This window comes from Streptomyces sp. NBC_00400, from assembly GCF_036048035.1.
GTDB lineage: Bacteria > Actinomycetota > Actinomycetes > Streptomycetales > Streptomycetaceae > Streptomyces.
Genome location: NZ_CP107940.1, coordinates 7820446 through 7841079, shown reverse-complemented (window position 1 = coordinate 7841079; position 20634 = coordinate 7820446). Strand labels below are relative to the sequence as shown.

Here is a 20634-nt window from a genome sequence, read left to right as displayed (position 1 = left end):
GCGGCCCTGCGGGGCGGATCGGTCAGGAGGCGGCGCGGTCCATCCGTTCGCGCAGGCTGCGGGGGCGCATGTCGGTCCAGACCTCGTCGACGTAGGCGGAGCACTCGTCCTGGGTGCCCTCCTTGCCCACGGCGTGCCAGCCGTCGGGGACCTCCAGGTCGGCCAGCCACAGCGAGTACTGGTCCTCGTCGTTGCGCAGCACCTGGTAGCGGGCGTTCTCGTCCATGTCACGCTCTCCCATCATCGGTTGAGTTGAGTTGAGTTGGGCTGGGTCGGGCTGGGCTTGTTGACCGGCAGGGCTCGTCGGGCGGTCGCGTCGGACCGATTCGTCGGGCAGTTGATCTCCTTCAGGGTGCCGTCAACGGCCGGTGTACGAAGGGCCTTTCGGAAATCCGCCGTACGCGGTGCGGTGCGGGCATGGACAGCCCGGCCTGCCGGCCCCTCATGCGCTGTCCCGGGCGTGCTGGGCGATCCGGCGGAGGGCTTCGGCGAAGTCCTCCGCCACCGCTCGTACGGTGGTCTCCTCGTGCACGTCGGGGCGGTAGTGCCAGGTGAAGGCGAGCCGGCCGTCCTGCACCGCGCCGACGGCCTCCAGCAGGTGGGAACCGCCGTCGCGGGGGTCGTGGTCCTGGCCGAAGGAACCGTGTTCGGCGCGGACGAGTGCCCCGGAGGGGCCGCCGGGCCGCGCGTCCCACTGGCCCAGGTAGTTGAACACGATCTGCCCGCGGCCGGTGCGGTCCAGCCGTTCGCGCACCTCGGCGGGGCCGTGGGTGCGCAGGGCGCCGAAGCCGAGACCGTTGCCGGGGACGGCGCGCAGTTGGCGCCGGACCGATTTGACCAGGGCCCGCCAGTCCCGGGAGGAGCCGAGCCCGGCGGGATCGGACACCTGGAGGCCGACCGGGTAGACGGTGGTGAACCAGCCGACCGTACGGGAGAGGTCGACCCCGTCCAGGACGTCCTCACGGCCGTGCCCTTCGAGGTCGATGCAGACCCGGTCGCGACCGGTCCAGCGGGCCAGCGCCAGGGCCAGGGCGGCCAGCAGGACGTCGTTGATGCGGGTGCGGTAGGCGGTGGGGGCGGCGCGCAGCAGCGCCGTGGTGTCCGCCTCGTCGAGGGTCACGGAGACCGTGCGGGACGCGCCCGACGGGGTGCCGGAGTCGTGGTCGACGGGCAGCGGGGCGGAGGTCACCGCCTCCTCCCAGTACGGGAGTTCGTGGTCCAGACCGCCTTCGGCAACATGGGCGGCCAGGCCCGTGGCCCAGTCCCGGAAGGCGGTGGTGCGCTCGTCGAGCGTGATGGCCTGCCCCGCCGTGGCCTGGTGGTAGGCGGTCTCCAGATCGTCCAGCAGGATGCGCCAGGACACCGCGTCGACGACCAGGTGGTGGGCCACCAGGAGCAGGAAGGCGGGACGGTCCGGGTCACCGGTGAACAGCGCCGCCCGGAGCAGGGGGCCCCGGCCGATGTCGAAGCCGGTGTGCAGGTCGTCGGCCGCCTTCTCCATGGCGGTGTCGGCCTCGTCGGGCGGCAGACCGGTCAGGTCGTGCCGGGTGAGGAGGCCGTGCGGCTCCGAGGGCGGCGGGTTGTGCTGGTGCCATCGGCCGCCGTCCTCGGTGAACCGCATACGCAGCGCGTCGTGGTGCTCCAGCAGGGCGGTCAGCGCTGCCTGGAGGGCGGCCGGGTCGGGGGTGCCGTCGAGTTCGAGCAGCGCGGACTGGTTGAAGTGGTGGTGGTTGGCGCGGGGGGTGGCGAGGAACCACTGCTGGATGGGGGTGAGCGGCAGGTCGCCGGTCACCGGACCACTGTCGGTCCGGTCCGGGCCGGTGGTGACGACGGTGGCCAGGGCCGCGACCGTCTGGTGGGTGAACAGGTCCTTGGTGGCCAGGTGCAGTCCGGCCCGGCGCAGCCGCGACACCACCTGCATGCTCAGGATCGAGTCGCCGCCGAGGTCGAAGAAGTTGTCCTCGGCGCCGACGGTGTCGAGGCCGAGCACATCGGCCCAGATCTGTGCGATCCGGCGTTCGGTGTCGGTGCGCGGCGCGAGGTGCGGGCCGGTGGCACCGGAGGCCGGGTCGGGGTCGGGCAGGGCGCGCCGGTCGGTCTTGCCGTTCGGGGTGAGCGGCAGCCGGGACAGGGGGACGAACACCGACGGGACCATGTGCGGGGGCAGGAGGCGGGCCAGGTGCTCGCGCAGCTCCGGGACGGGCAGCGGCTCCGGGACAGGCAGCGACTCCGGGGCGCGGTCGGACGGAGCGTCGGACGGCGCGTCGGACGGGACGCCGGACGGGACGACGTAGGCGACCAGCCGTGCGGGGCCGGTGGGGTGGTGGCCGGCCGCGGCGCGTACGGCGACCACCGCGTCCCGTACGTGGGGGCTGCGGCGCAGTGCGCTCTCGATCTCGCCGGGCTCGATGCGGATGCCGCGCACCTTGACCTGGTCGTCGGCGCGTCCGGCGTAGCGCAGGTCACCGTCGGCGCCCCAGCGCGCCAGGTCGCCGGTGCGGTACATCCGTTCGCCCGGAGCGCCGAACGGGTCGGCGACGAACCGGGCCGCGGTCAGGGCCGGGCGTGCCAGGTATCCACGGGCGAGCCCGGGCCCGGCGACGTACAGCTCACCGGTCACCCCGACCGGTACGGGGCGCAGGGCGGCGTCCAGGACGTACGCCCGGCTGTTGCCGAGGGGGCGGCCGATGGGCGGGGCGCCCGCTTCCGGGGCCAGCGGGCCGGTCCAGGTGGACACCACCGTCGCCTCGGTCGGGCCATAGGAGTTGATCATGCGGCGGCCGGGGGCCCAGCGCGCCACCAGGTCGGCGGGGCAGGCCTCGGCGCCGACGATCAGGGTGCGCAGGCCGGGCAGCGCGTCGGCGGCCTCGGGCGGCACGGTGACCAGGGCGGCGGGCGGGATCAGGGCGTGGGTGATCCGCCGCTCGGCGAGCACCTGGGCCAGCCGGTCGCCGAGCAGCGGCCCCTCCTCCCCCGCGACCAGCGTGGCGCCGGCGAGCAGGGAGAGGCACAGCTCCAGTACGGAGGCGTCGAAGCTGGGCGAGGCGAACTGGAGGACCCGGTCGCCCGGGCGCACTTCGTACCGCTCGGCGGCGGCCGAGGCGAAGCCGGCGAGTCCGGTGTGCGTGACCACTACGGCCTTGGGGGTGCCGGTCGAGCCGGAGGTGTAGATGACGTAGGCGGGGTGCGCCTCCGTCAGCGGCGCGCGGCGGTCCGCGTCGGTGGGCGCGGAGTCGGGGCCGTCGCTTCGCCAGATGGCGGCCGGGTCGTCGAGGACCACGGCGGCCGCCGCGTCGCGCACCATGAAGTCGCGCCGCTCGGCCGGGTACGCCGGGTCCACGGGCAGGAAGGCGCCGCCGGCCTTGGCCACGGCCAGTTGGGCCACCACGGTCTCCGCCGAGCGGGGCAGCGCCAGCGCCACCACGTCCTCGGGACCGACCCCGCGGCCGATCAGATGGTGTGCCAGCCGGTTCGCCGCGCGCTCCAGCTCCGCGTACGTCAGCTCGCGCGCGCTGTCGGCGAGCGCCACCGCATCGGGTGTCCGGGCCGCCTGCCGCTGGAACAGCTCGGGCAGGGTGGCCGGGCGCACGGGGCGGGCGGTGCCGCGTCCGTGGGCCAGCAGGCGGCGCAGTGCATCGTCCGGGGCGAGCGGCAGGGCACCGAGGGGACGGTGCGGGTTCTCGGCGATGCCGGTCAGCAGGGTGGTGAGCTGGTCGGCCATCCGCTCGGCGGTGGCGGCGTCGAACAGGTCGGTGTTGTAGGTGAGCAGCCCGTGCAGGGCGCCGGTGTCGGTTTCGGCGAACTCCAGGGTGATGTCGAAGCCGGCGTGGTGGGTGTCCGGCTCGATGTCGCTCACCTGGAGACCCGGCAGGTCCAGTGCCGCGCCGGGCGCGTTCTGGAGCACGACCATGGCCTGGAAGAGCGGGGTGCGGCTGGTGTCGCGGACGGGCTGGACCTCGTCCACCACCTGCTCGAACGGCACGTCCTGGTGCGCGAAGGCGTCCAGTACCGTCTCCCGGACCTGCGCCAGGAAAGCGGGGAAGGCCTGGTCGGGATCGACGGTCGAGCGCAGGACCAGCGTGTTGACGAAGAAGCCGATCAGGCGCTGGGTCTCGGCGCGGTCGCGGCCGGAGGTGACGGTTCCGACGGCGATGTCGTGCTGTCCGGACAGCCGCGCGAAGAGGGTCTGCGCGGCGGCGATCAGCGTGGTGAACAGGGTGGTCTGCCGGGCCCGGCCGAACTCCGCCAGTCTGCGGGCCGTTTCGGGTGCGAGGACGAGCGGGGCCGTCGCGCCGTTCCTGGTCTGTACGGCCGGGCGGGGCCGGTCGGTGGGCAGGTTCAGCGGTTCGACGCCGGTCAGGCGCTGCTGCCAGTAGCGCAGTTGCTCCTCGGCGGCGGCGCCGTGTGCGGTGCGCTGCCAGTGGGCGACATCGGCGTACTGCACGGGCAGTGGCGGCAGTTCGGCCGTGGTGGCACCGAGCGCGGCCCGGTAGAGGTGGGCCAGGTCGCCGGTGAGGACCGCGGTGGACCAGCCGTCGGTGATGATGTGGTGCAGGGTCAGCGTCAGGACGTGGTCGTCGTCCGCCGGCCGGACCAACTGGGCCCGCAGCAAGGGGCCCTGGCGCAGGTCGAAGGGGCGGGTGCGGTCCTCGGCCAGCAGCCTCTCCAGCTCCGCCGTGCGGTCGCCAGCGGGCAGCGCCGACAGGTCGTGCAGCGGCAGCGGCACGTCCTGGGGCGGGTGGATGACCTGGATGCCCTGGCCGTCCTCGGAGTCGAAGGTGGTGCGCAGCGATTCGTGCCGGGCCGCCAGCGCGGTCAGGGCGGCGCCGAGCGCTGCGGTGTCGAGCCGGCCGCGCAGGCGCAGTGCCAGCGGGGTGATGTACTCGGTGCTGCCGGGCGCGAACGCGTCGAGGAACCACAGGCGTTGCTGGGCGAAGGACAGCGGCGGTGCGGTGTCCCGGGAGGCCGGGAGGATGGCGCCGTGGCCCGCGGGGGCACTCTCCCCTTGTGCCAGCAGCGCGGCGAGCGCGGCCGGGGTCGGGTGGGTGAACACCGCGCGCGGGGTCACTTCGGCCCCGAACGCCTCCGCCAGCCGGGAGGCCAGCCGGATGCTCAGGATCGAGTCGCCGCCGAGTGCGAAGAAGTCGTCCTCCACACCGACGTCCGCCACGCCGAGCACTTCGGCCCAGACCTCGGCCGTGCGGCGCTCGGCCTCGGTGCGCGGGGCGACCGGCTCCGGACGGCCGGTGCCGGCGGCGGGTGCGGGCAGGGCCGCGCGGTCCACCTTGCCGTTGGCGCTGAGCGGCAGCGCCGCCAGCGGCACGAATGCCGTGGGAACCAGGTAGTCGGGCAGCGTCTGCCCGGCGTGGGCGCGCAGCGCCTCGACGTCGAGGCCGTCGTGGCCCACCACGTAGGCGACGAGCCGCTTGGTTCCGGGCCGTTCCTCGCGGGCCACCACCGCCACGTCCGCGACGCCGGGGTGGGCCGCCAGTGCGCCCTCCACTTCACCGGGTTCGACGCGGAAGCCCCGGATCTTGACCTGGTCGTCGGCGCGGCCGAGGAATTCCACCGTGCCGTCGAGCCGCCGGCGGGCCAGGTCCCCGGTGCGGTACATCCGGCCGCCGGGCGGACCGAAGGGGTCCGCGACGAACCGGTCCGCGGTCGCGCCGGGACGGCCGAGGTAGCCGCGGGCCACGCCCTCGCCCGCCAGGAAGAGTTCACCCGCAGTGCCCGGTGGTACGGGCCGCAACCGTGCGTCGAGGACATGGACGCGCATGTCGTCCAGCGGGTGGCCGACGGGCACGGTGCCGGGCACCGCAGCGGCGTCGGTCATGGCGAAGGAGGTCGCAAAGGTCGTGGTCTCGGTCGGTCCGTAGCCGTCCACCACGGTCAGGCCGGGGCAGGCGGCCAGTACCCGGCGCACGGCGGCGGCCGGGACCACGTCGCCGCCGGTCCACACCTGGTGCAGCCCGTCGAAGCAGTCGGGCGCGTCCTGGGCCAGCAGCCGGAAGAGTCCGGCCGTCAGCCACAAGGCCGTCACCTCTCCCCCGGCGGCCAGCCGCCGCAGCAGGCCCGCGTCCACGGCACCCGCCGGGGCCACCACGACGCGTCCGCCGTTCAGCAGCGGCGCCCAGACCTCGAAGGTGGCGGCGTCGAAGGCCACCGGTGAGTGCAGCAGGACCCGTGCGCAGCCGGGGCCGGTGAAGCGGCTGTCGGTGGCGAGCGCCGCCACATCGCGGTGGCGCACCCCCACGGGCTTGGGGGTGCCGGTCGACCCGGAGGTGAACATCACGTAGGCGAGCCGGTCCGGGTCGGCGGGCGGCACAGCGGGTGCGGCGGCCGGTTCGGCGGTGCGTGCGGCGGCCACGTCCTCGGCGGTCAGCCGGGCCGTCGCTTCCGCCCGGTCGAGCAGCATCCGCCGGCGCTCCTCCGGGGCGCGGCCGTCCACGGGTACATATGCCCCGCCCGCCTTGAGCACCGCCAGCTGGGCCACCACGAGGGCTGCCGAGCGGTCCATGAGCAGCGCGACCCGGCCCTCGGGGGCGAGGCCGTCCGCCAGGAGCCGGGCGGCCACCCGGTCCGACCAGTCGGCGAGTTGACGGTACGTCACCTCTTGGCCGTCCACCTCGGCGAGGGCGACCGCGTCCGGGGTGCGGCGCGCCTGGTCGGCGAACAGGTCCACCGGCGAGCCGCCCGCGGCGGGGCGTGCGGTGGTGTTCCACCGGTGCAGGACCGCGCGGTCGGCGGCGGTGAGCAGGCCCAGGTCGTCCAGGGAGCGGTCGGTGCCGTCGGCGAGCGCGGTCAGCAGGGTCTCCAGGTGGGCCGCGGCCCGCTCCACCGTCGTACGGTCGAACAGCGCCCCGTCATAGGCGAGGTCGAAGCCGAGGCGGTCGGCGAGGTAGGCGCGCAGGCACAGCGGGAAGTTGGTGGCGTCCTCGGCGCGTACGTCCCGGATGCGGATGCCCGCGTCGGCGGCGGCCGCCTCGTCGAAGGGGTAGTTCTCGAAGACCATCATGCTGTCGAACAGCGCTTCCCCCGGCGGCAGTTCGCTGAGGGCCTGGATGCGGGCGAGGGAGACGAAGTCGAAGCGCCGCGATTCGCTCTGCCGGTCCTGGAGGTCGCGCAGCCAGGGCAGGATCCCCTGGTCGCCGTCGGTCCGGGCGCGGGTCGGCACGGTGTTGATGAACATGCCGACCATGGACTCCACACCCGGCAGTTCGGCCGGGCGGCCCGAGACCGTGGTGCCGAACACCACGTCCTGACGGCCGCTGTAGCGCGCCAGCAGCAGCGCCCAGGCACCCTGCACCACCGTGTTGACGGTCAGGCCGTTGCGCCCGGCGGTCTCACGCAGCCGGTCGGAGACCTCGGGGGTCAGCTCCATGTGCACCAGCGCATTCGACCGGGCGCGGTGCGCCTCGACGGGCGGCCGGTCGTAGGGCAGCGGGGTCCGGGCGGTGAACCCGGCGAGGGTCCCGGTCCAGTGCCGCTCGGCCTCCTCCTCGTCCTGCTGTGCCAGCCACTGCAGGAAGTCGCGGAACGGGCGGCGGGCCGGCGGGCGGACGGTGCGTCCCTCGACCGTCGCCGCGTACTGCGCACACACGTCGGCGAAGAGCGCTCCGGTGCTCCAGCCGTCGAGCATCAGGTGGTGCGAGGACCACACCAGCAGGACCTCGTCGCCGGGCAGTGCGGCCACCGCGATCCGGCTCAGCGGGGCGGTGGTCACCTCCATCCCGGCCGCCCGGTCCTCGGCGAGCAGCCGGTCGAGCGCACGGTCGCGCTCGGCGGGGGTCAGGGTCCGCCAGTCGTGGTGGGTGACGGGCAGGACGGCGCGGTGGTGCACGACCTGCACCGGCTCGGGCAGGCCCTGCCAGCGGACGCTGCTGCGCAGCGCCGGGGTGTGGTCGGCGACCTGCTGCCAGGCCGCGGCGAACGCCTGCGGGTCGGCGGCCCCGGCGATCCGGACGGCCATCTGGTCGAAGTAGGCGCCCGCCGAGTCGACCAGCCCGTGGAAGAGCATGCCGGCCTGCAGCGGGGTGAGCGGATGGATGTCCGCCACGTCCCGTCCGTCGCCCGCGACCAGGTCCACCTGGCGCTGGTCGAGCCGGGCGAGCGGGAAGTCGGACGGGGTGCGGCCGCCGGTGTCCGGCCGGGCGCAGTGCGCGACGATCTCGGTCAGGGCCGCGACGGTGTCCTCGGCGAGGCGGCGCACGGTGGACTCGTCGTACACCGCGGGCGGGTAGGTCCAGCCGAGTTCGAGCCGGCCGTCCTGGACCACGCCGGTCACGTCGAGCAGGTAGCTGCGGGTCTCGTCGGGGTCGGTGTCCTGGCCGGCCGGCGGCAGGGCGGCGCGGTACAGCCCGTCGTCGTCGGGGCGGCCGGCGGAGGCGATGTCCCACTGGCCGTGGTAGTTGAAGCCGATGCGCGGCTGCGGTGCGGCGGGCAGCGGGCTCTGCGGCAGGAGGTGGCGCAGCGCGCCGTAGCTCAGGCCGCGCAGCGGCACGGCGCGCAGCTGCTCCTTGACGGAGCGGACGGTGTCGCGCCAGTCCGCGTCCGGGGCGACGGACAGCGCGAGCGGGAACTCGGCGGTGAACCAGCCGACGGTGCGGGAGAGGTCCAGTTCGTCGAAGAGGTCCTCGCGGCCGTGGCCCTCCACGCCGATCAGGACGGTGTCCTGGCCGCTCCAGCGGGCCAGGGTGCGGCCGAGGGCACTGAGCAGGATGTCGTTGACCTGGGTGCGGTAGGCGTCGGGGACCTGGCGCAGCAGGGCGTCGGTCTCGGCGCGGCCCAGGCGGACGGTGAGGGTGGCGGCGGTGCCGTGGGTGTCGGGGCCCGGACGGTCGGCGGGGAGGCCGGCCGGGGCCCGGCAGGCCCGGGTCCAGTACGCCAGGTCGCCGTCGAGGGCGCCGGAGCGGGTGTGCCGCTCCAGCCGGGCCGCCCAGTGTCCGTAGCCGCTGCTCGCCGGGGCGAGGGCGGGCGCCCGTCCGGCGGCGGCGTCGCGGTAGGCGGCCTCCAGGTCGCCGAGCAGGATGCGCCAGGAGACCCCGTCGACCACCAAGTGGTGCACGGTGGCGACGAGTTGGGCGGGGAGGTCGGGCCCGCAGTCGAAGTACAGGACCTGTACGACCCGGCCTTCGGTGACGTCGAGGGAGGACTGGGCGGCGTCGGTCGCGCGCTGGACGGCCTCCTCCCGCCCGGCAGCGTCGAGACCGGTCAGGTCGTGGCGCGCGAAGACGTCCCCGGGGGCGGTCGGCAGTACCTCCTGGTGCCAGGTGCCGTCGGTGCGGCGGAAGCGGGTGCGCAGCGCCTCGTGGCGGGCCACCAGGGCGGCGGCCGCGCGCCGCAGCGCCGCCTCGTCGCTCCGGGGGGCCAGCTCCAGCCGGTTGGTCATGGTGAAGCGCAGCGCGTCCCCGGGCCGGCGGTCGTCCAGGTACCAGTGCTGGATGGGGGTCAGCGGCGCGGGGCCGGCCGGCGCCGCGGGGACGTCGGCGGGCGGCGGGCTCACGGCGGCGGTGCGCAGGGCGAGTTCGGCGATCGTCTGGTGGCGGAAGACATCCTTGGAGGTGAGGCCGAGTCCGGCCCGGCGGGCCCGGGAGACGATCTGGATGCTGAGGATCGAGTCGCCGCCCAGGGCGAAGAAGTTGTCCTCGACACCGACCCGGGGGACGCCCAGCACCTCCGCCCAGATGCCGGCGAGGCAGGTCTCGGTGTCGGTGCGCGGGGCCGTGTACGGGGTGGCGGTGTCGGGCCGGTCGGGGGGCGCGGGCAGGGCGCGCCGGTCGGTCTTGCCGCTGCTGGTCCTGGGGATCCGGTCCAGGGGGACGAACACCGCGGGGACCATGTAGTCCGGCAGGGTGCGGCGCAGCCGGACCCGCAGCTCCTCGGCCGCGGGCGGCTGCGCCCCGGCGGGCACCACATAGGCCACCAGCCGGGCCCGGCCCGCGTGGTCGGCGGCCACCACCACGGCGTCGGCCACCGCGGGGTCGCCGAGCAGGGCGGCCTCGATCTCGCCGGGTTCGATGCGAAAGCCCCGGATCTTGACCTGGTCGTCGGTGCGCCCCAGGTACTCCAGCAGCCCCTGCCGGTCCCAGCGAGCCCGGTCGCCGGTGCGGTACATCCGGGTGCCGGGCGGGCCGAACGGGTCGGCGACGAAGCGCCCGGCGGTGAGCCCGGGGCGTCCCAGGTAGCCGCGGGTGACCTGGGCACCGGCGAGGTACAGCTCCCCCGGCACCCCGACCGGGACCGGCCGCAGGGCGTCGTCGAGCACATAGGCGCGCAGGTTGCGGCCCGGACGGCCGATCAGGGGACGCTCGGCGCGGTCTGCGTGGCCGACTTCATCGACGCGGCCGGCGAAGGGGCCGTACACGGCGTCGACGGTGCACTCGGTGGGGCCGTAGACGTTGTACGCGGTGACGCCCTCGGTCTCCCGCAGCTCCCGCCACAGCGGGGTGCCGACGGCCTCGCCGCCGACCATGACGATCCGGGGGCGGTGGTGGCCGCCGGTGAGCAGCCCGGCCGCCAGCAGCTCGTGCAGGAAGGACGGTGTCACATTGACGCAGTCCAGGCGGCCTTCGGCGACCTGGCGGACGAAGGCGGCCGGGTCCAGGCGTACGTCCTCGTCGACGAGGTGGACCTCCTGGCCCAGCGCCAGCAGCAGCGGGCCTTCCCATGAGGTGTCGAAGGAGAAGGCGGCGCTCAGTGCGAAGCGCAGCGGCCGTCCGCCGGCGGTGTGCGGGGTGACGAGCCCGGCCAGGTGGTCGTGGCAGAGGTTGACGAGCTGGCGGTGTTCGACGGCGACGCCCTTGGGCCGGCCGGTGGAGCCGGAGGTGTAGTTGAGGTAGGCGGTGTGGGCGCCGTACAGGGGTGACGTCCGGTCGGCGTCGGTGGGGTTGTGGCCGGGCTGCCGGTCCAGGGGGGCGTCGCGCAGCGTGTCGGCGGTCAGGACGGTCTGCGGTGCGGCGTCGGAGAGCAGGAACGCGCGTCGTTCGGCGGGGAGTTCGGGGTCGAGGGACAGCTGGGTGCCGCCCGCCTTGAGGACGGCGAGGAGCGCCACCAGCATGTCCGAGGTGCGCGGAAGCTGGACGGCGACCACCCGCTCCGGGCCGACGCCGAGGGAGATGAGGTGGTGGGCCAGCCGGTTGGCGCGGTCGTTGAGGGCGGCGAAGTCGAGGGTGGCGTCCCGGGCCACCAGGGCGGTGGCGTGCGGGGTGCGCGCCGCCTGCGCCTCGAAGAGGTCCACGAACGTCCGGTCCGGAACGGGCAGGGTCTCGCCCTGCCACTCCGCCAGCACCTGCTGCCGCTCCGCGTCGGACAGCAGCGGCAGGTCGCCCACCGCCCGGCCGGGGTCGTCCGCGACCGCTTCCAGCAGCAGGCGCAGCCGGGCGGTCGCCCGCTCGACGGTGTCCGCGTCGAACAGGTCGGTGTTGTACTCGACGTAGCCGGTGAGGCCGCCGTCGCGCTCCACGAAGTCGAAGCCGAGGTCGAAGGCGGCGTGCCGGCCGGGCGGCTGGACGGTCTCGACGTCGAGGCCCGGCAGGCGCGGTGCCTCGCCGCCCAGGTTGTGCAGGGCGACCATGACCTGGAAGAGGGGGGTGCGGCTGGTGTCGCGTTCGGGCTGGAGCACATCGACAAGCTGCTCGAAGGGCACGTCCTGGTGGGCGAAGGCGTCCAGGACGGTGGCGCGCACCCCGGACAGCAGCGCGGTGAACGGCAGGTCGTCGGGCACCCGGCTGCGCAGTACCAGGGTGTTCACGAACATCCCGACCAGGTGCTCCAGTTCGGGGCGTTCGCGTCCGGAGGCCACGGTGCCGACCGCGATGTCCTCCTGGCCGGCCCAGCGGGCGAGCAGCACCTTGCAGGCCGCGAGCAGGGTCATGTAGAGGGTGGCATCGGCGCGGCGGCCGGTCTCCCGCAGCCGGTCGGTCAGCGCGGCGGGCAGGGAGAACTCCAGCAGGGCGCCGTTCTCGGTGCGGACGGCGGGACGCGGCCGGTCGGTGGGCAGCTCCAGCGGCGTCACATCGGACAACTTCCGCTGCCAGTAGGTGAGTTGCGTGTCGTCGGCGTCGGCGGCGCGGGCCCGTTGCCAGGCCGCGTAGTCGGCGTACTGGAGCGGCAGTGCGGGCAGGTCCGGGCGGCGGTTCTGGAGGGCGGCCGCGTAGAGCTCGCCCAGGTCCCGGCCGAGCACGGCGGTGGACCAGCCGTCGGTGACGATGTGGTGCATGGCCAGGGTCAGGACGTGTTCGCCGTCGGTGAGCCGGACCAGGCGGGTCCGCAGCAGCGGCCCGTTGGCCAGGTCGAACGGGAGGGCGCCCTCCCGGGACAGCAGCGCGTCGAGCGCGCCGTCGCGGGCGTGGGCCGGGACGGCCGACAGGTCGTCCAGCGGCAGGTCGACCGGGCCGGGTGCGTGGACCTGCTGGCGGGCGTGGCCGTCCTGTTCGGCGAAGGTGGTGCGCAGCGGTTCGTGCCGGGCCGCCAGGGCGTCCAGGGCGGTGCGCAGGGCCGCTTCGTCGAGGGGGCCGCGCAGGCGCAGCACGAAGAAGGTGACGTAGGCGGTGCTGTCCGGCTCGAAGGTGTCCAGGAACCACAGGCGTTGCTGGGGGAACGACAGGGGCAGCGCGGCGGTGCGGTCGGCCGCGGGGATCTCGTCGTCCGGTGCCCGGTCGGCCGCGGCCGGACCGGGCAGGGCGGCGGCCAGGGCGGCGACGGTGGGGTGGGTGAACAGCAGCCTGGGCGAGACCTCGGTACCGAGGGCGGCGCGGAGGCGGGAAGTGACGCGGATGGCGAGGATCGAGTCGCCGCCCAGGGCGAAGAAGCTGTCCTCCACCCCCATGTCGCCGGTGTCCAGGACCTCGGCCCACACCCGGGCCACCAGGCGCTCCGCTTCGGTGCGCGGTGCGGTGCGGTCCTCGCCGGCGGCGAAGCCGGCCGGGCCGGGGGCGGGCAGGGCCCGGTGGTCGAGCTTGCCGTTGACGGTCAGCGGCAGCGCGTCCAGGGCGACATACGCGGCGGGCACCATGTGGGCAGGCAGGGTCTGGGCCAGGTGGGCGCGCAGTGCGGCGGCGGACGGCGGGGCGTCCTGGCCGGTGCCCACGACATGGGCCACCAGCCGCCGCACCCCGGGGGTGTCCTCGCGCACCCCGACCACCGCCTCGGCGACGTCCGGGTGAGCGGTCAGGGCGGCCTCGATCTCGCCGGGTTCGATCCGGAATCCGCGGATCTTGACCTGCTGGTCGGACCGGCCGAGATAGTCCAGGGTGCCGTCGGGCCGCCAGCGGGCCCGGTCGCCGGTGCGGTACATCCGGGTGCCGGGCGGGCCGAACGGGTCCGCCACGAACCGCGCTGCGGTCAGCCCGGGCCGGTTCAGATAGCCGCGGGCCAGGCCCTCCCCCGCCACGTACAGCTCGCCGACGGCGCCGGGCGGCACCGGGGCGAGGCGGCCGTCGAGCACCCGGACACGCAGGTCGGGGATGCCGCGGCCGATGGTGCTGCCGGTGGCCGCGGTGACCGTGGCGTGGTCGAGGGGCGCGTAGGAGACGTGCACGGTGGTTTCGGTGATGCCGTACATGTTGACCAGGACGGGCGCGGTGTCCGGGTGCCGTTCGTACCAGTCGGTGAGCCGACCCGGGTCCAGCGCCTCCCCGCCGAAGATCACCCGCCGCAGGGCCAGCCGGGCCCCGGTCCCGGGGTGTTCGGCGTCGGCGCGCATCAGGGGATAGAACGCCGAAGGCGTCTGGTTGAGCACCGTGACCTGCTCGTCGGCCAGCAGACGCAGGAACTCCTCGGGGGAACGGGTCACCTCGTGCGGGACGACGACGAGCCGGCCGCCGTGCAGCAGCGCGCCCCAGATCTCCCAGACGGAGAAGTCGAAGGCGTAGGAGTGGAACAGCGTCCACACGTCGTGCTCGTCGAAGCGGAACCGGTCCTGGGTGCGGGAGAACAGCCGCACCACGTTGGCGTGCGGGACGACCACGCCCTTGGGCAGGCCGGTGGAGCCCGAGGTGTAGATGACGTAGGCGGGATGCTCCGGCAACGGGCGGCGGGCAGGTACCGGGCCGGTGGCGGGGCGCCGTTCGAGGTCGGCGCGGACCTCGGGATCGTCCAGGAGCAGCCGGGGGCAGGTGGCGTCCCCGAGCCGTCCGGCGACGGCAGCGGTGGTCACCAGCAGGGCCGGCGCGGCGTCGGTGAGCAGGTGGGCGATGCGGCCCTCGGGCAGCTCCGGGTCGACGGGCAGGTAGGCGGCGCCGGTCTTGAGCACCGCGACGATCGCCACGATCATCTCCGGGGAGCGGGGCAGGGCGAGTGCCACGAAGCGCTCGGGGCCGGCTCCCGTCCCGGCCAGCAGGTGGGCCAGTTGGCCTGCCCGCGCGTCGAGTTCGGCGTAGGACACAGTGGTGCCCGCGCAGGTGAGGGCGGGGGCGTCGGGGGTGCGGGCCGCCCGGTCCTCGAACAGGTCGATCAGGGTCTGCCCGGGCCGCCCGTGTTCCGTGCCGTTCCAGTCCACCAGCATCCGCCGGCGTTCCTCCGCGGTGGTCCACGCCAGCTCGCGCAGCGGCCGGTCCGGTCCGGCGGCGATCTCGGCGAGCAGCAGGCACAGCCGGTCGGCGAGCGCGCGGACGGTGCCGGGGTCGAAGAGGTCCGGGTCGTGGGCGAGGTCGAAGCCGAGGCGGTCGCTGTGGTGGGCACGCAGGACCAGCGGGAAGTTGGTCGCATCCCGCGAGGCGACGTCGAGGATGCGGACCCCGGCGCCGGACGTCCGGGCGTCGTCGAACGGGTAGTTCTCGAAGGCGACCATGCTGTCGAACAGCGCGGTGCCCGCCGGGACGTCGCTGAGCGAGGCCAGCTGGGCCAGCGAGACGGCCTCGAAGCGCCGGGATTCGGACTGGGCGTCCTGGAGGTCCCGCAGCCAGCCGGCAGTGGTGCGGCGTTCGTCGATCCGTACCCGGGTGGGCAGGGTGTTGATGAACATCCCCACCATGGACTCGACGCCGTGGAGGGTGTCCGGACGGCCGGAGACGGTGGTGCCGAACACCACGTCCTGCTCTCCGCTGTAGCGCGCCAGCAGCAGCGCCCAGGCGCCCTGGACGACCGTGTTGAGGGTCAGTCCGCTGCGCCGGGCGGTGTGCAGCAGCTCACGGGAGAGCTCGACGGGCAGGCTCGCCGTGTGCACCGCGGCGGAGCGGGCCCGGTGCGCCTCGCGGGGCGGGCGGTCGCAGGGCAGCGGTGTCGGGGTGGCGAAGCCCGCGAGGACGGTGCGCCAGTGCTCCTCCGCCTCGCGGCCGTCCCGGCCGGACAGCCAGCGCACATAGTCGCTGAACGGGCGGCGCACGGGTGGCGTCGGCGCGCGGTCCGCGACGAGGGCGGCGTACTCCTCGCACACCTCGGTCAACACCTGCGCCAGGCTCCAGCCGTCCAGGATCAGGTGGTGCGAGGTCCACAGCAGCCGCAGCCTGCCGCCGGGCAGCTGGATCAGGGTGAGCCGCATCAGGGGCGGTGTGCCGAGGTCCAGGCCCTGGGCCAGGTCCTCGGCCTGGATCCGGGCGACTTCGGCGGCCTGTCGCGCGTCGTCAAGCCCGCGCCGGTCGATGTGGACGGTGGGCACGGTCACCCGCCGGTGCACGATCTGGAGCGGGACGGGCACGTCCTCCCACACGACCGAGGTGCGCAGCACCGGCGTCCGGTCGACGACCCGCTGCCAGGCCCGGGCGAAGGCGCGCGGGTCCGCGACGCCGTCCAGCAGCAGGCTCGCCTGGTCGAGGTAGACGTCATCGGACCCGCCCATCAGGCGGTGGAAGAGCATGCCTTCCTGGAGCGGGGTGAGCGGAAGGATGTCCTCGACGGCGCGCCCGTCCCCGGCCAGGCGGTCCACGCCGGCCTGGTCCAGCCGGGCGAGGGGGAAGTCGGAGGGGGTGCGGCCGCCCGCCTCCGGCCGTGCGCAGTGGGCGGCGATCGCGGCCAGCGCCCGGGCCGTGCCGTCCGCCAGCTCCCGTACCGTGCTCTCGTCGTGCACCTGGTCGCTGTAGTGCCAGGTCAGCTCCAGTACGCCGTCGGCCACCACGGCCGAGACGTCCAGCAGGTGGTCGAGCGGTTCGTCGGCGGCCAGGTCGCGGCCGGGGACCTCGCCGGCGGGCGCGAAGTCCCGGCCGGGCGCGCTCTCCCACTGGCCGTGGTAGTTGAAGCAGACCTGCGGCAGGGGCAGTTCGCGCAGGGCGCGGGCGGCCGGGTCCGGTGAGCCCAGACGGGCCGTCGCCTCGTAGCCGAGACCGCGCCGGGGGACGGCCCGCAGCTGTTCCTTCACCGTCTTGAGGGTCGCGCCCCAGTCCGGCTCCCGCGACGGTCCGTCCAAGGTGAGGGTGACCGGGTACTGGGTGGTGAACCAGCCGACGGTCCGGGAGAGGTCGGCGGTGTCGGCGGAGCCGGATGCTGCGCCGTCGTCGTGGTCGTCGTGCGCGTCGATGTCCTCCCGGCCGTGCCCTTCCAGGGCCACCGTCACCCGGTCCGTGTCCGCCCAGTCGGCGAGCACCCGGCCCAGCGCGCTCAGCAGGACGTCGTTGACCTGGGTGCGGTAGACCCCGGGCACCCGGCGCAGCAGGGCGTCGGTGGTGTCGCGGTCGAGCCGTGCGCGGACGGTGCGGACCGAGCCGGCGAGTGCGGTACCGGGGCGGTCCACCGGCAGCGGGGTGCGCGCCACCGCGGCCTCGGCCGTCCAGTACGCCAGGTCGCCGTCGAATCCGCCGCCTTGCACATGCCGGGCCAGCTGCGCCGCCCAGGTGGTGAACGGCGTGGTGGCGGGCTCCAGTTGCACCGCCTCCCCGGCGGCGGTCCGGCGGTAGGCGCTCTCCAGGTCGGCGAGCAGGATGCGCCAGGAGACACTGTCGACGGCGAGGTGATGGGCCGTCAGGAACAGTTGCGGCCGGCTGCCCGGCTCCGGGCGGAGCAGGGCGGCGCGCAGCAGGGTGCCGGTGGCGGGGTCGAGGTCCGCGCGGGCGGCGTCGGCCGCGGCGGTGCGCGCGGCGTCGCGGGCGGCGCCGGTGGCCCGGGACAGGTCGTGGCTGGTCAGGAGGCCGGGTGCCACGGCGTCGACGGGGTGCTGGCGCCAGGTGTCGCCGGTGCGGACGAACCGGGTGCGCAGCGCCGGGTGGTGGGCGGCCACGAGGTACAGGGCCCGCTCCAGGGCGTCCGGGTCGACGTCGTGCGGCAGGTCCAGCAGCATCGACAGGCAAAAGTGCCGCAGCGGTCCGTGGGTGGCGAAGAACCACTCCTGGATGGGGGTGAGCGGGGCCGGTCCGGCGTCGTGTGGCTGCCGCGCCGCGGGCGCCGGGGCGGTGCGCAGCTCCACGGCGGCGGCCAGCTCGGCGACGGTCTGGTGCAGGAAGACGTCCCGGGAGGTCAGACGCAGTCCGGCGGCGCGGGCCCGGGAGACGGCCTGGATGCTGAGGATGGAGTCGCCGCCGAGTTCGAAGAAGTTGTCGGTGACGCCCACCTCTGCGAGGCCGAGCACGGCGGACCAGATCCCGGCGAGTTCCCGCTCGGCCGGGGTGCGCGGTGCCACGAACTCCCGCTCGCGCGGGGCCGCGTCGAGGTCGGGGGCGGGCAGCGCGCGGCGGTCCAGCTTGCCGCTGGTGGTGAGCGGCAGGGCGTCCAGGGCGACGAAGGCGGCGGGCATCATGTGGGCCGGCAGGGTGCGCCCCAGGGCCGTCCGCAGCTCGGAGACGGCCGGCGCACCGCTTCCGGCGGCGGGCACCAGGTAGGCGGCGAGGCGGGCGTGGCCGCGCTCGTCGGCGACGGCGACGACGGCCGCCTCGGCGATGGCGGGCAGGGCCAGCAGCGCCGCCTCGATCTCACCGGGCTCGATGCGGTGGCCGCGGATCTTGACCTGGTCGTCGACGCGGCCGAGGTAGTCGAGCCGTCCGTCGGCGGTCCAGCGGGCCAGGTCGCCGGTGCGGTACAGGCGGCTGCCGGGCGGCCCGAACGGGTCCGCCACGAACCGCGCTGCGGTGAGGCCGGGGCGGTGCAGATAGCCGCGGGCGAGCTGGTCGCCCGCCACATACAGCTCGCCGCCGACGCCGGGCGGCACCGGCCGGAGACGGTCGTCGAGGACATGGGCGCGCACATTGGCCAGCGGCCGGCCCACCACCGGCCGGGCGGTGCCGTCGATCCGGCAGGCCAGGGCGTCGACGGTGCACTCGGTGGGACCGTAGAAGTTGTAGGCGGCGACGTCGTCCAGCCCGGCGAGCTCCCGCCACAGCGCGGGGCCGACGGCCTCGCCGCCGAGCATCAGCACCCGGGGGTGGTGGCGGGGGTCGGTGAGCAGCCCGGCGGGCAGGAGCTGGCGCAGGTAGGAGGGGGTCAGATCGAGGAAGTCGATGCGGTGCTCGACGACGTACTCGACCAGGGCGGCCGGATCGAGCCGGGTCGTCTCGTCGACCAGGTGCAGCCGGTGGCCGTCGGCCATCAGCAGCACGCCCTCCAGGGAGGTGTCGAAGGAGAACGAGGCGGTCAGGGCGACCCGCAGGGGGCCGCCGCCCGCCGCGGCGACGAAGCCGTTGCGGTGGCCGGCCAGCAGGTTCATCAGCGCACGGTGTTCCACGGACACGCCCTTGGGGCGGCCGGTGGACCCGGAGGTGTAGATGACGTAGGCGGTGTTGCCTGGGTGCAGCGGCGCACGGCGGTCGGCATCGGTGGGGTTGGCGTCGGTGGGGTCGGCATCAGTGGGGTCGGCATCGGTGGGGTCGCCCGTACGGGCCCGTGCCGGTACGTCGGCCAGCGCCGCCTCGTCGAGCACCAGCATCGGCCGGGCGTCCGCCACCAGGAACTGCAGCCGCTCGTCGGGCAGTTCGGGGTCGGCCGGCAGGTATCCGGCACCGGTCTTGAGGACGGCGAGGATCGCCACGATCATGTCGGCGGTGCGCGGCAGCCGCAGCGCGACGAGCTGTTCGGGGCCGGCACCGCGGTCGATGAGGTGGTGGGCGAGCCGGTTGGCGCGGGCGTTGAGGGTGGCGTAGTCCAGCGTGGTGTCCCCGGCCACCAGTGCCGTCGCGTGCGGCGTGCGGGCCGTCTGCGCCTCGAAGGCGGCAGGGTAGGTGGTGGGATCGACGGCCAGTGCGGTGTCGTTCCATTCGGTGGTCAGCCGGTGCCGTTCCCGCTCCGACAGCAGGGACAGTTCGCCCAGCGGACGGTCCGGTTCGGCCGCGATTCCGCCGAGCAGCAGGACCAGTTGACCGGCCATCCGCTCTGCGGTGGCGGCGTCGAAGAGGTCGGTGCGGTACTCCAGCAGGCCGGTCAGTTCGTCCCCGTCGGGGACGAACTCGACGCTCAGGTCGAAGGTGGCCGCGTGGCGGGGCACGGCGGTGGCCTCGGCCGTGATGTCCCGCAGGCCGGGGGCCGCTGGCGGCGCGGGGTGGAGCAGGACCATGACGTCGAAGAGCGGGTTGCGGCCCGCCTCCCGTACCGCTCCCGCGGCCTCCACCACCCGCTCGAAGGGGGTGTCGCCGTGGGCGAAGGCGTCGAGGACGGCGGTGGCCGAGGCGTCCAGCAGCTCGCGGTAGGAGCGCGCGGTGTCGACGGGGGCGCGCAGCACGACCGTGTTGACGAAGAAGCCGACCGCGCGCTCCAGTTCGGTGCGTCCGCGGCCGGGGGTCAGCGAGCCGACGGCGATGTCGTCCTGGCCCGACCAGCGGGCGAACAGCGCCTGGCAGGCGGCGATCAGGGCCGCGAACAGGGTGGTGTGCTGCTGCGCCGCCACCTCCCGCAGCCGGGCCGCCGTGGCCGCCGGGACCCGGAACGTGTGGACCGCGCCGTCGCCCGCCTCCTCGCCGCTGCGGGGGCGGTCGAGCGGCAGCTCCAGCGGCACGGTTCCGTCGAGCTGTTTGGTCCAGTAGGAGAGCTGTTCCTCCAGCAGGGCGCCGGACAGCCGTTCGCGCTGCCATACGGCGAAGTCCGGGTACTGCGTCGCGACGGGGGCGAGCGCAGGGGTCTCCCCGTGGGCCTGCGCGTCGTACAGCGTGCACAGTTCGTTCAGCAGCACGCCCATGGACCAGCCGTCGGTGACGATGTGGTGCGCGGTGAGCAGCAGGACGTGCGCGTCGTCGGCCAGGCGGATCAGCAGGGCCCGCAGCAGTGGACCGGTGCGCAGGTCGAACGGGCGGGAGTACTCCGCCAGCAGTACGTCGTCCAACGCTTCGGGGCCCTGCGTGGTCCGGTCCCCCGGGCCGGCCACGGGGCCGTGCCCCTCCCTCAGGTCGCGCAGCGGCAGCGGCACGGGGGCGGCCGGGTGCACCTTCTGCACGGGGCGGCCGTCGATGTCGTCGAACGTGGTCCGCAGGGACTCGTGCCGCTCCACTACGGCGTCCAGCGCCCGGGACAGCGCGGCACGGTCCAGCGGGCCGGTCAGCCGCAGGGCGACCGCGCTGTTGTAGCGGGAGTCGCCGGGCCGGAGCTGGTCCAGGAACCACAACTGCTGCTGGGCGAAGGCGAGCGGCAGGGGCTGCGACCGGTCCGCGCGCGGGATCTGCTGCCGGGCCTTGGCGGCGGCCGGCGGGGCCTGGCCCGCCAGGCGGCGGCGCAGCGCCTCCTGCAACTCCTGGGGCAGGGCCGCGGCACGGTCCTTCTTCGAATGCGAAGACGTCATGTCGTCGTTCC

Annotated in this window: 2 protein-coding genes; both read right to left on the bottom strand. The window is 74.9% G+C overall.

Annotated elements, in window-relative coordinates; translation table 11 throughout:
* Positions 1 to 22: 22 nt before the first annotated feature.
* Entirely contained in the window at positions 23 to 226 is a 204-nt protein-coding gene (locus OHS81_RS34355) for an MbtH family protein (protein ID WP_088796130.1), read from the bottom strand.
* Between the two features lie 216 nt (positions 227 to 442).
* Positions 443 to 20623, bottom strand: a complete 20181-nt coding sequence (locus tag OHS81_RS34350; protein ID WP_328389828.1) for a non-ribosomal peptide synthase/polyketide synthase — start codon at positions 20621 to 20623, stop codon at positions 443 to 445.
* Positions 20624 to 20634: the final 11 nt, after the last annotated feature.

What these genes read in the sequence shown, in the direction of transcription:
- OHS81_RS34350 (WP_328389828.1), bottom strand. Translation starts at nt 20,623, where the DNA reads ATGACGTCTTCGCATTCGAAGAAGGACCGTGCCGCGGCCCTGCCCCAG.
- OHS81_RS34355 (WP_088796130.1), bottom strand. Translation starts at nt 226, where the DNA reads ATGGACGAGAACGCCCGCTACCAGGTGCTGCGCAACGACGAGGACCAG.